Below are 15,770 nucleotides of genomic sequence, written 5' to 3'. Positions count from 1 at the left end.
GCCCAGATCGAGGCCGGCCACCGGGCACCGCCCGGGATCCGCCGCCCAGACTACATGCCGGTCCCCTCAGCCGTCGTGGCGGGGCCGCGCTGGTGGCTCTCGTCGCTCATGTCCTCCAGCTCGCGGCCCTTGGTCTCCGGCACCTTCCACAGCACGAAGAAGAACGAGACCAGCGCGAAGAACGCGTACAGGCCGTAGGCCAGCGTGAGCCCGATCTCCGAGAGCGTCGGGAAGGTCGTGGAGACCACGAAGTTCGCCACCCAGTTCGCCGCCGACGCCACCGAGATCGCGGTCGCCCGGATCTTGTTGGGGAACATCTCGCCGAGCAGCACCCACATCACCGGCCCCCACGTGGCGCCGAACGCGACGACGAAGCCGTTGGCAGCGATGAGCGCGACCGTCCCCCACGGCTGCGGCAGGGTGGCCACGCCGTCGACGACATCCGCCTGGGAGAACGCGACCGCCATCGTTCCCAGCGTGACCGCCATGCCGATCGAGCCGAACAGCAGCATCGGCCGGCGGCCGACCTTGTCCACTAGCAGGATCGCGACGATGGTCACGAGGACGTTGGTGACCGAGGTGATCACCGAGGTGGTCAGCGCCTGGCTCTCGTCGAAGCCGACCGAGCGCCACAGCGTCGTCGAGTAGTAGAAGATGACGTTGATCCCGACGAACTGCTGGAACACCGCCAGCGCGATGCCGACCCACACGATGGGCTTGAGGCCCATCGCACCGCCCTTGAGGTCGCCCAGGCCCTCGCGGGCCTCGCGCTGCAGCGACTTGCGGATCTCGTTGATCTTCGCCGCGGTGTCCTTGACCCCGGTGTACTTCCGCAGGACCTCGGCGGCCTCGTCGTCGCGGTCCTGGTCGACGAGGTACCGCGGCGACTCCGGGATGGTCAGCGCGAACAGGCCGTAGAGCACCGCGGGCACCGCCTCGGCCAGGAACATCCACCGCCAGGCCTCCTGGCCCAGCCACAGCACCTCGGCCGAGCCGCCGGCGACGTCGGCGAGGAACGCGTCGGTGAGCAGCGCGGCGAAGATCCCCAGCACGATCGCCAGCTGCTGCAGCGAGCCGAGCCGGCCGCGGACGTCGGCGGGTGAGACCTCGGCGATGTACGCCGGCGCGATCACCGAGGCGGCGCCGACTCCCAGGCCGCCCAGCGCCCGCCAGGCGATGAGGTCCCAGGTGCCGAAGGCCAGGCCCGAGCCGATCGCCGAGGCGGCGAACAGCACCGCCGCGACGACCATCACTCGGACCCTGCCCTGGCGGGAGGCGAGCGGCCCGGCGAACCAGGCACCGGCGACGCAGCCGAGCAGCGCCGAGGACACCGCGAAGCCCTTGAGGAACCCGCTGAGGCCGAAGTCGGCGCTCATCGCCTCGATCGCACCATTGATCACCGCGGTGTCGAAGCCGAAGAGGAACCCGCCCATCGCGGCGGCCAGGCTGATGCCCAGGATCCGCCCGTTCATCGTGGCGGTCGGTGCTGTGTCGGTCATGTCGCGTTCCCCCCGTCGAGTGGTCTGCCGACCGTAGCGACGGCGGTGGGGTTCGGCGCGCCGAACGTCTTCAGCCGGCGAGCTCGTCGCCGCGCGCGACAGTGGCCTGGACGGCGCGGACCACGGCAGGGGAGAAGCCGGCCTGCTCCATGGCGACCAGCCCGGCGACCGTGGTGCCCGCCGGCGAGCTGACCATGTCGACGAGATCGGCCGGGGTGTGGCCGTCCTCCGCGCTGTCGAGGACGAGCTGCGCGCTGCCGAGCACGGTCTGCGCCGCGATGAGCGTGGCGAGCTTCTTCGGCATGCCACTCATCACCCCGCCGCGGGCCAGCGCGTCGATGAAGGTGAAGACGAACGCGGGTCCGGAGCCGGCGAGCGCGGTGAACGTCGAGAAGTCCTTCTCCGGCAGCTCGACGACCTCGCCCACCGCGGCGAAGATCTCCTGCACCCGGGCGAGGTCCGCGGCGGTGGCCGCCTCGTTGCCGCAGACGGCGGCCACACCGGCGCCGATCATCGCGTTGACGTTGGGCATCACCCGCACGACCGGCACGTCCTTGCCCGCCGGCAGGTGGCCGGCGAGGGTGGCCAGCGTGGTGCCCGCCGCGATCGAGACGATCAGTGGCCGGTGGCCGGCGATGGTCTCCCCGGTCTCCCGCAGCACCGCCGCCACCACCTGCGGCTTGACCGCGAGCACGACCACCTCGCTGCCGGCCACCAGGGAGGACGCCGAGCTCGCGACCGAGGCGCCGGTCTCCCGGGCCAGGTCCTGCGCGGCCTGCGGACTGACGTCGTGGACGAGGATGTCGCGGCCGGTGACGACCTCGGCGGCCACGAGGCCGCGGATGATGGCGCCGGCCATGTTGCCGGCCCCGATGAATCCGATCGTCATGATCTCTCCTGCGATAAGTAGGGGCGGTGCCCAGTATGACGCGAGCGACGCCGAACTCCGGTGGCCGAAGGGGGTTGTCTTTGCCGCCCGGTCCGATACCGTTCCCAGACCCCCTCGCCGCCGAGGGAGCAGTCGATGAACGGGAGGCGACAGTGACCACCGTCAGGGCAGCGATCACGCAGACGACCTGGACCGGCGACAAGGCGTCGATGCTCGACAAGCACGAGCAGTTCGCGCGTGATGCCGCCGCGCAGGGCGCGCAGATCATCTGTTTCCAGGAGCTGTTCTACGGCCCCTACTTCGGCATCACCCAGGACCAGAAGTACTACCGGCTCGCCGAGCCGGCCGACGGGCCGATCGTGCAGCGGTTCGCGGCGCTGGCCAAGGAGCTGTCGATGGTGATGGTGCTGCCGATCTACGAGGAGGAGCAGCCCGGGATCTACTACAACACCGCCGTCGTCGTCGACGCCGACGGCACCGTTCTGGGCAAGTACCGCAAGAACCACATCCCGCACCTGGAGAAGTTCTGGGAGAAGTTCTACTTCCGTCCCGGGAACCTCGGCTACCCGGTGTTCGACACCGCCGTCGGCAAGGTCGGCGCCTACATCTGCTACGACCGGCACTTCCCCGAGGGCTGGCGCGAGCTCGGCCTGGGCGGGGCGCACATCGTGTTCAACCCCAACGCCACCAAGCCGGGGCTGTCGAACCGGCTGTGGGAGGTCGAGGGGCCGTCCGCCGCGGTCGCCAACGGCTACTTTGTGCTCCAGCCCAACCGGGTGGGGCTGGAGGACAACGAGTACGGCGACGAGGCGGTGACGTTCTACGGCACCAGCCAGGTCATCGACCCGCGCGGCAACCATGTCGGCGAGCTCGGCTCCGCCGAGCAGGAGGAGCTGATCGTCCGGGACCTCGACCTGGACCTGGTGCAGCAGATGCGCGACGACTGGCAGTTCTACCGCGACCGCCGCCCCGACACCTACACCGCGATACCCCAGCCGTAACCAGCGAAGGAGCTGCGCATGAGCACCACCCTGATCACCGGTGGGACCGTCGTGAGCGCCACCGGGCGCGGGGCCGCCGACGTCCTCGTCGACGGCGAGCGGATCGTTGCCGTCCTCGCCCCCGGCAGCGTGCTGCTGGGCACCGACCTGGCCGCCTCGGTGGACCGGGTGATCGACGCCGCGGGCAAGTACGTCATCCCCGGCGGCATCGACGCCCACACCCACATGGAGATGCCCTTCGGCGGGACGAACGCCTCCGACACCTTCGAGACCGGCACCCGGGCCGCAGCGCACGGCGGCACCACGACCATCATCGACTTCGCCGTCCAGCGCCACGGGGAGCGGGTCCAGGACGGCCTGGCCACGTGGCACGAGAAGGCGGCCGGGAACTGCGCGATCGACTACGGGTTCCACCAGATCATCGGCGGCGTGGACGAGGACTCGCTGGCCGCGATGGGCTCCCTCGTCGACGAGGGCGTGACCAGCTACAAGCTGTTCATGGCCTACCCGGGCGTCTTCTACGCCGACGACGCCCAGGTGCTGCGCGCGATGCAGACGTCCCGCGACACCGGGCTGCTGACGATGATGCATGCGGAGAACGGACCGGCGATCGACGTCCTCGCCGAGCAGCTGGTCGCCGCCGGCAAGACCGGGCCGTACTACCACGGCATCGCGCGGGCCTGGCAGCTCGAGGAGGAGGCCACCCACCGCGCGATCATGCTCGCCGACGTCACCGGGGCACCGCTGTACGTCGTCCACGTGAGCGCCAAGCAGGCCGTCGCCCAGCTCGCTGCCGCCCGCGACGCCGGCAAGAACGTCTTCGGCGAGACCTGCCCGCAGTACCTCTACCTGTCGCTCGAGGAACAGCTCGCCGCCGGCGGGCAGGACGGCTTCGAGGGCGCCAAGTGGGTGTGCTCGACGCCGTTGCGGTCCCGCGAGGAGGGCCACCAGGACGCGATGTGGCAGGCGCTGCGCACCAACGACCTCCAGATGGTCTCCACCGACCACTGCCCGTTCTGCTTCAAGGACCAGAAGGAGCTGGGCCGCGGCGACTTCCGGGCCATCCCCAACGGGATCGGCGGGCTCGAGCACCGGATGGACCTCATGTACCAGGGCGTGGTGACCGGCCGGCTCACCCTCGAGCGCTGGGTCGAGCTCACCTCGACCACCCCGGCGCGGATGTTCGGCCTGTACGGCCGCAAGGGCGTCATCGTGCCCGGCGCGGACGCGGACATCGTCGTCTACGACCCGAACGGGCACACGTCGATCGGGTACGGCAAGACGCACCACATGAACATGGACTACTCCGCGTGGGAGGGCTTCGAGATCGACGGGCACGTGGACACCGTGCTCTCCCGTGGCAAGGTCGTCGTCGACGACGGCGCCTACCTGGGGCGCAAGGGCGACGGCCGCTACCTCAAGCGCGACCTGACCCAGTACCTCAGCTGAGGAGCGAGCATGGACTTCGGTGTCGTCCTGCAGACCAACCCGCCGGCTGCGCGCACCGTGCAGCTGGCGGCCCTCGCCGAGCAGCACGGCTTCAGCCACGTGTGGACCTTCGACTCCCACCTGCTGTGGCAAGAGCCCTACGTCATCCACTCGGCGATCCTCGAGCGCACCCGCACCATCAAGGTCGGGCCGTTCGTGACCAACCCGGCCACCCGGGACTGGACCGTCACCGCGTCGGTCTTCGCCACCCTCAACGAGATGTACGGCAACCGTACGGTCTGCGGGATCGGCCGCGGCGACTCCGCGGTGCGGGTGCTGGGGGCCAAGCCGACAACGCTGCAGACGCTGCGCGAGGCGGTGCACGTCATCCGGGAGCTGGCCAACTCCCGGCCGGTGGAGCACCAGGGGGTACAGGTGCAGTTCCCCTGGTCCCGCGGCTCCGAGCTGGAGCTGTGGGTCGCGGCGTACGGGCCCAAGGCGCTCCAGCTCGCCGGTGAGGTCGCCGACGGGTTCATCCTGCAGCTGGCGGACCTGGACATCGCCGAGTGGATGATCGCCACGGTGCGCCAGGCCGCCGCCGACGCCGGGCGCGACCCCGCGGAGATCACCGTCTGCGTCGCCGCCCCGATGTACATCGGCACCGACACCGCCCACATGCGTGAGCAGTGCCGCTGGTTCGGCGGCATGGTCGGCAACCACGTCGCCGACATCGTCGCCCGTTACGGCACCGGCGGCGCCGTGCCGGCCGCACTGACCGACTACATCGCCGGGCGGCAGGGGTACGACTACAACGAGCACGGCCGCGCCGGCAACACCCACACCGAGTTCGTGCCGGACGAGATCGTCGACCGGTTCTGCGTCATGGGCACGGCCGCCGAGCACATCGACAAGCTCCGGGCGCTGCAGGCGCTGGGCGTGGACCAGTTCGCCGGCTACCTGCAGCACGACAACAAGGAAGAGACGCTGCGGGTCTACGGCGAGACGGTCATCCCGGCCCTCGGCGAGCACGTGACGGCCCGCGCGTGAGCACCGACCCTCGAGAAAGGCGGCAACCGATGTCCCAGCACCCCATGACCGACCAGGAGGTCCGCGACCTGGACCGCGCCCACGTCTTCCACTCGTGGTCCGCCCAGGGCGCGCTCGACCCGATGGTCATCGCCGGCGGTCGTGCCAGCACCGTGTGGGACGGCGCCGGCCGGGAGTACCTGGACCTCTCCAGCCAGCTGGTGAACGTCAACATCGGCCACCAGCACCCCGCGGTGGTCGCCGCTGTCCGGGAGCAGGCCGAGATCCTCACCACCGTCGCCCCGGCGTACGCCAACGCCGCCCGGAGCGAGGCGGCCCGCCTCATCACCGAGCGTGCGCCGTCGGGCATGTCCAAGGTCTTCTTCACCAACGCCGGGGCCGACGCGATCGAGAACGCGGTCCGGATGGCCCGGCTGCACACCGGCCGGGACAAGGTGCTCTCCACCTACCGCTCGTACCACGGCAACACGGGGGCGGCGATCGTCGCCACCGGTGACTGGCGCCGGGTGCCCAACGAGTACGCCCGGGGGCACGTGCACTTCTTCGGCCCCTACCTGTACCGCAGCGAGTTCTGGGCGACGACACCCGAGGAGGAGTGCGAGCGGGCGCTGCACCACCTGGAACGGATGATCATCTCCGAGGGGCCGCAGTCGATCGCCGCCGTCCTGCTGGAGACCGTGCCCGGGACCGCCGGGGTGCTCGTCCCGCCCCCCGGCTACCTCAGCGGGGTGCGCGAGCTGACCGAGCGCCACGGCATCGTGCTCATCCTCGACGAGGTGATGGCCGGCTTCGGCCGCACCGGCCGGTGGTTCGCGCTCGACGGGTACGACGTCGTTCCGGACCTCATCACCTTCGCCAAGGGGGTGAACTCGGGCTACGTCCCGGCTGGCGGGGTGATCATCTCCGACGAGATCGCCGCTACCTTCGACGACCGGGTCTACCCCGGGGGGCTCACCTACTCCGGCCACCCGCTGGCGATGGCCAGCATCGTCGGCTCGATCACGGCGATGGCCGCCGAGGGCATCGTCGAGCACGCCGCCCGGATCGGCGCCGAGGTCCTCGGTCCCGCGCTGGCGGACCTGGCGCAGCGCCACGCCGTCGTCGGCGAGGCCCGCGGCGAGGGCGTGTTCTGGGTGCTGGAGCTGGTCGCCGACCCCACCACCCGCGAGCCGGCGAGCGGGGTGGTGATGGGCCGGGTGAAGACCGAGCTGCTCGCGCGCGGGGTGCTGCCGATGATCGTGGACAACCGGATCCACGTGGTGCCGCCGTGCGTCATCACCGCCGAGGAGGTCGCCCGGGGCGTCGCCGCGCTCGACGAGGTCCTCACGATCGACCTGCTCGGCTGACCGCAACAACCTGGAGGAGACGACATGACCACCGACGTGCTCGACCACTGGATCGCCGGCGCCACCCACGCCGGCACGGGGAACCGGACCGGGCCGGTCTACGACCCCGCGACGGGCGTGGTGAGCAAGCAGGTCCGCCTCGCCTCCGCGGCCGACGTGGCCACCGCGGTCGATGCCGCGAAGGACGCGTTCGGCGCGTGGAGCCAAGTGTCGCTGGCCAAGCGCCAGGGGGTGATGTTCGCCTTCCGGGAGCTGCTCGCCGCCCGCCGGGACGAGCTGGCGCACATCCTCACCGCGGAGCACGGCAAGGTGCTCTCCGACGCCGGCGGCGAGATCGCCCGGGGGCTCGAGGTCGTCGAGTTCGCCTGCGGCGCGGCGGCCCACCTCAAGGGGGAGTACTCGGTCAACGTCTCCACCGGGGTGGACGTGTACTCGGTGATCCAGCCGCTGGGCGTGGTCGGGTTGATCAGCCCGTTCAACTTCCCGGCGATGGTGCCGCTGTGGTTCTTCCCGCTGGCGATCGCCGCGGGGAACACCGTGGTGCTCAAGCCCTCGGAGAAGGACCCCAGCGCCGCGAGCTGGCTCGCCGGGCTGCTGCAGGAGGCCGGGCTGCCCGACGGCGTCTTCAACGTGGTCCACGGCGACAAGGAGGCGGTGGACGCGCTGCTCGTCCACCCGGACGTCGCCGCCATCTCCTTCGTCGGGTCCACCCCGATCGCGAGGCACGTCTACGAGACGGCGACCTCGCACGGCAAGCGCGTGCAGGCGCTCGGCGGGGCGAAGAACCACATGCTCGTGCTGCCCGACGCCGACCTCGACCTCGTCGCCGACGCCGCGATCAACGCCGGCTTCGGCTCCGCCGGGGAACGGTGCATGGCGATCTCGGTGGTGCTGGCGGTCGACTCCGTCGCCGACGAGCTGGTCGCCAAGATCACCGAGCGGATGTCCGGGCTGCGCACCGGGGACGGGCGGCGCGGCACCGACATGGGTCCGCTGATCACCGCCGCGCACCGGGACAAGGTCGCCTCCTACGTGGACGTCGCGGTGACCGACGGCGCCGAGCTCGTCGTCGACGGGCGCGACGTGCAGCCCGACGGGGACCCCGGCGGGTTCTGGCTCGGCCCCACGCTGCTGGACCAGGTGCCCACCTCCTCGACGGTGTACACCGACGAGGTGTTCGGGCCGGTGCTCTCGGTGATCCGGGTCGCCGGCTTCGACGAGGGCCTGGCGCTGGTCAACGCGAGCCCCTACGGCAACGGCGCCGCGATCTTCACCAACGACGGCGGTGCGGTGCGCCGCTTCCAGCTCGAGGTGACCGCGGGCATGATCGGGGTGAACGTGCCGATCCCGGTGCCGGTGGCTTACCACTCCTTCGGCGGCTGGAAGGCCTCGTTGTTCGGCGACGCGAAGGCCTACGGACGCCACGGGCTGGCGTTCTACACCCAGGAGAAGGCCGTCACCAGCCGGTGGCTGGACCCCAGCCACGGCGGGCTCAACCTGGGCTTCCCCGAGCACGACTGACTGCTCGGGCAAGATGGCCGCCATGACCGATCCTGCCGTGCCCACCGCCCAGCCCCGCCGCGCCCTCGTCACCGGCGCCTCGACCGGGATCGGCGCCGCGACCGTCCGGCGGCTGCGGGCCGACGGCTGGGACGTCGTCGCCACCGCCCGGCGCGCCGACCGGCTCGAGGCGCTCGCCGCGCAGACCGGCTGCACGTTCTTCCCGGCCGACCTCACCCGCGCCGACGACGTCGCCGCGCTCGTCGCGCACGTCCGCGGCGGTGGCGTGCTGCACAGCCTGGTCAACAACGCCGGCGGCGCGGTCGGTGCCGACAGCGTCGAGCACGGCAGGGCCGAGGACTGGCTGGCGATGTACGAGCGCAACGTGCTCGCCACGCTGCGGCTGACCCAGCAGCTGCTGCCGGACCTGCGCGACAGCGGCGCCGGCGACGTCCTCGTGCTCACCTCGACGGCCGCGCTGGACACCTACCCCGGCGGTGGCGGCTACGTCGCGGCGAAGCACGCCGAGCGGGTGGTCGCCACGACGCTACGCCTGGAGCTCGTCGGCCAGCCGGTCCGGGTGCTGGAGATCGCCCCGGGCATGGTCCAGACCGAGGAGTTCTCCCTCAACCGGCTCGGCGGCGACGCCGATGCCGCCGAGGCCGTCTACCGAGGCGTCGCCGAGCCGCTCGTCGCGGAGGACGTCGCCGACGCCGTCGCGTGGGCGCTGAGCCGCCCGCACCACGTGAACGTCGACCTCATGGTGCTGCGGCCCCGCGCGCAGGCGTCGAACACGGTGGTCGCCCGGACGGAGTAGAGGCTAGAATCGCCCGACAGGCGACGACCCGGCCATCACCGGTGAGCTGCCGGAAGAACGGGGCGCCAGCTCCCAGTAGACCCGGCCGGACGCGGACCGTCATCCCCGCACGAGAGTGGCCCCGGAACGCGGCACCCAGCCACGCGCCGGCGGCAAGCGAGGTGGTACCGCGGCAGCGGCCCCGTCCAGGGCGGGAGCGTCGTCGTCCTCGCATCGACGCGAACGACGACGAGGAGCACCACCACCATGCCCAGCGCCCCGCGCTACCCCGAGGTCCCCGCCTCCCCGAGCTTCCCCGCCCTCGAGGAGCAGGTGCTCGCCTACTGGAAGGCCGACGACACCTTCCAGGCATCGATCGACAACCGCGACGCCGGCGAGGACGGCGGCAACGAGTTCGTCTTCTACGACGGCCCGCCGTTCGCCAACGGACTGCCGCACTACGGCCACCTGCTCACCGGGTACGTCAAGGACGTCGTCGGCCGGTTCCAGACCCAGCTCGGCCGCCGCGTCGAGCGCCGCTTCGGCTGGGACACCCACGGGCTGCCCGCCGAGCTCGAGGCAGAGCGTGAGCTCGGCATCACCGACAAGTCGCAGATCGAGGAGATGGGGATCGAGGCCTTCAACAAGGCCTGCGAGGACTCGGTGCTGCGCTACACCGATGAGTGGCGCGAGCACGTCACGCGCCAGGCACGGTGGGTGGACTTCGCCAACGACTACAAGACCCTCGACCCCTCCTACATGGAGTCGGTGATCTGGTCCTTCAAGCAGCTGTACGACAAGGGGCTGGCCTACGAGGGCTACCGGGTGCTGCCCTACTGCTGGAACGACCAGACCCCGCTGTCCAACCACGAGCTGCGGATGGACGACGACGTCTACCAGATGCGGCAGGACCCCTCGGTCACCGTCGGCGTGCGGCTGTCGACGGGTGAGCTGGCGCTGCTGTGGACGACGACGCCGTGGACGCTGCCGTCGAACCTGTCGGTCGCCGTCGGCCCGGACGTCCAGTACGTCACCGTGGTGCCCACCGACGGCGCGCTCGCCGGCGAGCGGGTGCTGCTCGCCGAGGCGCGGCTGGCCGCCTACGCCCGCGAGCTGGGCGAGGAGCCGCAGGTCGTCGCCCGCACCACCGGCACCGAGCTCGCCGGCCGCGGCTACTCCCCGGTGTTCGACTACTTCGTCGGCCGCGACGACCTCGGCGACCGGGCGTGGACCATCCTCACCGCCGACTACGTCTCCACCGAGGACGGCACCGGCCTGGTCCACCAGGCACCGGCCTTCGGTGAGGAGGACATGACGGTCTCGGCGGCCGCCGGGATCGCCACGGTGGTCCCGGTGGACGCCGGCGGGCGCTTCACCGACGAGGTGCCCGACTACGCGGGTACGCACGTCTTCGACGCCAACAAGGACATCATCGCCGACCTCAAGGCGGGCACCGGCTCGCTCGCGCGCCGCCCCGAGGCGCAGCGGCCGGTGCTCGTGCGCCAGGAGACCTACGACCACTCCTACCCGCACTGCTGGCGCTGCCGCCAGCCGCTCATCTACAAGGCCGTCACCAGCTGGTTCGTGCGCGTCACCGAGTTCCGCGACCGGATGGTCGAGCTCAACCAGCAGATCAGCTGGGTGCCGGACCACATCAAGGACGGCCAGTTCGGCAACTGGCTCGCCGGCGCCCGGGACTGGTCGATCTCCCGCAACCGGTACTGGGGCACCCCCATCCCGGTGTGGGTGTCGGACGACCCCGCCTACCCCCGGACCGATGTCTACGGCTCGTTCGCCGAGCTCGAGGCCGACTTCGGGCGGCTGCCCACCGGCCCGGACGGCAAGCCGAACCTCCACCGCCCCTACATCGACGAGCTCACCCGGCCCAACCCGGACGACCCGACCGGCCGCTCGACGATGCGACGCATCACCGACATCCTCGACGTGTGGTTCGACTCCGGGTCGATGCCCTACGCCCAGGTGCACTACCCGTTCGAGAACGCCGACTGGTTTGAGCACCACTACCCGGGTGACTTCATCGTCGAGTACATCGGCCAGACCCGCGGCTGGTTCTACACGCTGCACGTGCTCGCCACCGCGCTGTTCGACCGTCCCGCGTTCACCACGGCGGTCTCCCACGGGATCGTGCTCGGCTCCGACGGCCGCAAGATGAGCAAGTCGCTGCGCAACTACCCCGACGTCAACGAGGTCTTCGACCGCGACGGCTCGGACGCGATGCGCTGGTTCCTCATGGCCTCCCCGGTGGTGCGCGGCGGGAACCTCGTCGTCACCGAGGAGGGCATCCGGGAGAACGTGCGCCAGGTACTGCTGCCGGTGTGGAACACCTGGCACTTCCTCTCGCTGTACGCGGGCGTCACGAACGACGGCGACGGGATGGTCGGGCGCGAGGTCACCGCCGAGGAGGTCCCCGGCCTGCCGGTGATGGACCGCTACCTGCTCGCCCGCACCCGGACGCTCGCGGGGCAGGTCCGCGAGCTGCTCGAGGGCTACGACGTCCCGGGCGCCTGCCAGGCGGTGCGTGAGCACCTCGACATGCTCACCAACTGGTACGTCCGCACCTCGCGGGACCGTTTCTGGGCGGAGGACGCCGACGCGTTCAACACCCTGCACACCGCGCTCGAGGTGCTCATGCGGGTGATGGCGCCGCTCGCCCCGCTCATCTCCGAGCAGGTCTGGCGCGGCCTCACCGGCGGTCGCAGCGTCCACCTGACCGACTGGCCGATGCTGCCGGACGCGTTCGGCGACGACGAGCTCGTCGCCACCATGGACCGGGTGCGCGACGTCGTCTCCACGACGCTCGGGCTGCGCAAGGCGAACTCGCTGCGGGTGCGCCAGCCGCTGAGCGCGCTGCGGGTCGTCACCGACGACGCCGCCGCCCTCGAGCCGTTCACCGACCTCGTCGCCGACGAGGTCAACGTCAAGGCCGTCGAGCTGCGCTCGTTGGCCGACGGCGCCGCCGCGGAGTACGGCGTCTACACCAAGCTCACCGTCAACGCCCGCGCCGCCGGGCCGCGGCTGGGCAAGGACGTCCAGCGCGTCATCAAGGCCGCCCGCTCGGGCGCCTGGGAGCAGACCGCCGACGGCGTCGTCGTCGTCGACGGCATCGCGCTGGAGGAGCCGGAGTACACACTGACCACCGAGGTCGAGGACCGGGCCGGCGACGAGATCGCCGCCGGCGTGCTCGCCGCCGGCGGGTTCGTCGTCCTGGAGACCGGCCTGGACGACGAGCTGCTCGCCGAGGGCTTCGCCCGCGACGTCGTGCGCCGGGTGCAGGATGAGCGCAAGGCCGCCGGCCTGCACGTCACCGACCGCATCGCGCTCCAGCTCGAGGTGCCCGCCACCTACGCCCGCTGGATCGAGACCAACTCCCACGTCGTCACCGACGAGACGCTCGCCGTCTCGCTCACCGTCGACGTCAGCCACACCGACGAGCTCGGTGTCCGACTCACCGTGGTGACCTCATGAGCGACACGCCCGATACCCCCGACCTGCCCCCCGCCACCCGCGACAGCAGACTTCCCGACGAGGAGGTCCCCGAGGCGCCGGCGCCCGACCCGCACGACGCGGCCGCCCGCGAGCTGCTCGCCTCGGGCCTGTTCACCGGGCCGGACCCGAGCATCGTCGATGACGTCCTCGCCGCGCCCGACGTCACCGAGGAGCCGCTGCCCCCGGACGCGACCGAGCGGGCGCTGGCGGAGACCGAGGTGCACCGCATCTATACCGAGATCCTCGCCCGCGCGCCGGAGCACGACGTGCAGCCGAGCCTCGAGCGGGTGGCACGGGCGTGCGAGTTCCTCGGGGACCCGCACCGTGCCTACCCGGTCATCCACATCGCCGGCACCAACGGCAAGACCTCCACCGCCCGGATCGTCGAGCGGCTGCTGCGGGAGAAGGGGCTGCGCACCGGGCGCTTCACCTCCCCGCACCTGCTCTCGGTGCGCGAGCGCATCGCGATCGACGGCGAGCCGATCAGCCCGGAGGAGTTCGTCGCCACCTGGCAGGAGATCGAGCCGGTCGTCGCGATGGTCGACGAGCAGTCGCTCGCCGCGGGCGGGCCGCGGCTGAGCTTCTTCGAGGTGTTCACCGTCATGGCGTTCGCCGCCTTCGCCGGCGCACCGGTGGACGTCGCCGTCGTCGAGACCGGGATGGGTGGGCGCTGGGACGCGACGAACGTCGTGGACGCCGCCGTGGAGATCCTCACTCCCATCTCCCGCGACCACGAGCGCTGGCTCGGCCACGAGCTCAGCCAGATCGCCGCGGAGAAGGTCGGCATCATCACCCGCGGCTCCACCGTGGTCAGCGCGGCCCAGGAGGAGGAGGTCACGGCGGTCGTCCAGGACGCCAGCCACGCGCTCGACGCGCGGTTGCTCGTCGACGGCAGTGACCTCGACGTCGTCGACCGCCAGCTCGGCGTCGGCGGCCAGATGCTCGTGCTGCGGACCCCCGCCGGCACCTACACCGACGTCTTCCTGCCGCTGCACGGCGCCCACCAGGCGCACAACGCGGCGCTCGCGCTCACCGCCGTCGAGACCTTCTTCGGCGGCGGCGTGCTCGACGGCGGCGTCGTCGAGCAGGCGCTGGCCGCCGTCGACTCGCCCGGCCGCCTCGAGCTGGTGCGCACCAGCCCCACCGTGCTCGTCGACGCCGCGCACAACCCCGCGGGCGTCGACGCGCTGCGCGAGGCGATGAACGAGGCCTTCGACCTCACCCGTCTCATTGGTGTCGTCGGCGTCATGTCCGACAAGGACGCCGAGTCGATCCTCGCTGGGCTCGAGCCGCTGCTCGCCGAGGTCGTCATCACCCGGGCGGGTACCGACCGGGCCCACGACGTCGAGGACCTCGCCGAGATCGCGCGGGACGTGTTCGACGAGGACCGTGTGCACGTGCGCGAGCGCCTCGACGAGGCCATCGACCTCGCCGCTGCCCGCGCCGAGTACGGCGGGGCGACCGGTGGTGCGGTGCTCGTCGCCGGCTCGGTCATCCTCGCGGGCGAAGCGCGGATGCTCCTCGGCCGCGGCTGAGCAGACCCCGCTCGCGCCCACCCCCTTCCGCGAGAGCGGGATTGTCTGCACGAGCGCCCGTGCGGACGATCCCGCTGTCGCGGACAATTCGGCTGTCGCGGACAATCCCGCTGTCGCGGAGGGGTCGGCTGTCGCGGGGAGAGCGGCCGCCTTCCGCGGGGCGGGGGGAGCGGGCAGGATGGGGGAGCGAGGGACCGCCACCTGACCGAGGGAGCACCATGCACAAGCTCATCAACGACCCTGCCGACCTCGTCGCGGAGTCCGTCGCCGGCCTCGTCGCGGCGCACGAGGACCTCCTCGAGCTGCACACCGACCCGCTGTTCGTCTCCCGCCGCGAGGCAGTGCCGGGCAAGGTCGGCCTCGTCTCCGGCGGTGGCAGCGGCCACGAGCCGCTGCACGCCGGCTTCGTCGGCGTCGGCATGCTCGACGCCGCGGTGCCGGGACCGGTCTTCACCTCGCCCACGCCCGACCCGATCCTCGCTGCCACGCAGGCCGCCGACGGCGGGAACGGCGTCGTGCACATCGTGAAGAACTACACCGGGGACGTCCTCAACTTCGAGATGGCCGCCGAGCTGGCCGAGGCCGAGGGGCTGGCGGTGCGCACCGTGCTCGTCGCCGACGACGTCGCGGTGCAGGACTCGACCTACACCGCGGGCCGCCGCGGGGTCGCCGGCACCCTCGTCGTCGAGAAGGTCGGCGGCGCGGCCGCCGAACGGGGCGATGACCTGGACGCCGTGGCGGCCGTCGCGCAGCGGGCCGCGGACGCCGTGCGCACCATGGGCATCGCGCTCACCGCACCGACCTCGCCCGCCTCGGGACGGCCGTCCTTCGACCTCGACGCCGGTGAGGCAGAGCTCGGCGTCGGGATCCACGGCGAGCCCGGCCGGGAGCGGATCACCGCCCCGGCGGCCGACGAGGTCACCGCGCTGCTGCTCGAGGCGATCATCGCGGACCTCGGCGACGTCGCCGGCCGAGACGTGCTGCTGCTCGTCAACGGCATGGGCGCCACGCCCAGCATGGAGCTGCACGTCGTCTACGGCCGGGCGCGGCGGTGGCTCGAGGAGCACGGCGCCACGGTGACGCGCTCGCTGGTCGGCAGCTACGTCACGTCGCTAGACATGTCCGGCGTGAGCATCAGCGTCATGCCGCTCGACCACGAGCTCACCGAGCTGTGGGATGCTCCCGTCCGTACGCCCGCCCTACGACACGGACTGTGAGGACG

At 71.6% G+C, this 15,770-nt stretch carries 11 protein-coding genes; 9 read left to right on the top strand and 2 right to left on the bottom strand.

Annotated elements, in window-relative coordinates; all coding sequences use genetic code 11:
- Window positions 1–50: 50 nt before the first annotated feature.
- Both V2J52_RS08880 and proC read right to left on the bottom strand, forming a co-directional pair.
- The gene (locus V2J52_RS08880) at window positions 51–1,499 is read right to left on the bottom strand and encodes a sugar porter family MFS transporter (RefSeq protein ID WP_331227332.1); all 1,449 of its coding nucleotides are present in this window, start codon (window positions 1,497–1,499) and stop codon (window positions 51–53) included.
- A 70-nt stretch (window positions 1,500–1,569) separates the two neighbouring features.
- Window positions 1,570–2,388 carry a pyrroline-5-carboxylate reductase gene (gene proC, locus V2J52_RS08875; RefSeq protein ID WP_331227331.1) on the bottom strand — a complete coding sequence of 273 codons (819 nt, stop codon included), beginning with the start codon at window positions 2,386–2,388 and terminating at the stop codon, window positions 1,570–1,572.
- Window positions 2,389–2,540: 152 nt separating this feature from the next.
- Here proC and V2J52_RS08870 point away from each other — a divergent pair, with 152 nt between their 5' ends.
- The 9 genes from V2J52_RS08870 to dhaK all read left to right on the top strand — a co-directional run bounded on the left by V2J52_RS08870 (window position 2,541) and on the right by dhaK (window position 15,765).
- Entirely contained in the window at window positions 2,541–3,389 is an 849-nt protein-coding gene (locus V2J52_RS08870) for a nitrilase-related carbon-nitrogen hydrolase (protein WP_331227330.1), read from the top strand.
- An 18-nt stretch (window positions 3,390–3,407) separates the two neighbouring features.
- Window positions 3,408–4,838: a dihydropyrimidinase gene (gene hydA / locus V2J52_RS08865; RefSeq protein WP_331227329.1), complete on the top strand. Its 1,431-nt coding sequence runs from the start codon at window positions 3,408–3,410 to the stop codon at window positions 4,836–4,838.
- Window positions 4,839–4,847: 9 nt separating this feature from the next.
- Window positions 4,848–5,864, top strand: coding sequence for a TIGR03842 family LLM class F420-dependent oxidoreductase (locus tag V2J52_RS08860; RefSeq protein WP_331227328.1), 1,017 nt, complete (start codon window positions 4,848–4,850; stop codon window positions 5,862–5,864).
- Between the two features lie 29 nt (window positions 5,865–5,893).
- Window positions 5,894–7,210, top strand: a complete 1,317-nt coding sequence (locus V2J52_RS08855) for an aspartate aminotransferase family protein (protein ID WP_331227327.1) — start codon at window positions 5,894–5,896, stop codon at window positions 7,208–7,210.
- A gap of 24 nt (window positions 7,211–7,234) precedes the next feature.
- A complete protein-coding gene (locus V2J52_RS08850; RefSeq protein WP_331227326.1) occupies window positions 7,235–8,731 on the top strand; it encodes a CoA-acylating methylmalonate-semialdehyde dehydrogenase in 1,497 nt (498 codons plus the stop codon).
- A 22-nt stretch (window positions 8,732–8,753) separates the two neighbouring features.
- Window positions 8,754–9,527, top strand: coding sequence for an SDR family oxidoreductase (locus V2J52_RS08845; protein WP_331227325.1), 774 nt, complete (start codon window positions 8,754–8,756; stop codon window positions 9,525–9,527).
- Between the two features lie 246 nt (window positions 9,528–9,773).
- On the top strand, window positions 9,774–12,992 hold the full coding sequence (ileS, locus tag V2J52_RS08840; RefSeq protein ID WP_331227324.1) for an isoleucine--tRNA ligase: 3,219 nt from the start codon (window positions 9,774–9,776) through the stop codon (window positions 12,990–12,992).
- On the top strand, window positions 12,989–14,548 hold the full coding sequence (locus tag V2J52_RS08835) for a bifunctional folylpolyglutamate synthase/dihydrofolate synthase (RefSeq protein ID WP_331227323.1): 1,560 nt from the start codon (window positions 12,989–12,991) through the stop codon (window positions 14,546–14,548). The genes ileS and V2J52_RS08835 overlap by 4 nt, the downstream gene beginning before the upstream one ends.
- A gap of 218 nt (window positions 14,549–14,766) precedes the next feature.
- Window positions 14,767–15,765 (top strand): dihydroxyacetone kinase subunit DhaK, encoded by a 999-nt coding sequence (gene dhaK, locus V2J52_RS08830; protein WP_331227322.1) that lies wholly within the window; start codon window positions 14,767–14,769, stop codon window positions 15,763–15,765.
- Window positions 15,766–15,770 lie beyond the last annotated feature (5 nt).

It is taken from the genome of Georgenia sunbinii, assembly GCF_036421875.1.
Lineage (GTDB): Bacteria > Actinomycetota > Actinomycetes > Actinomycetales > Actinomycetaceae > Georgenia_B > Georgenia_B sunbinii.
The sequence above is the reverse complement of the archived record's forward strand: the minus strand, read 5'-3'. Positions and strand labels throughout refer to the sequence as shown.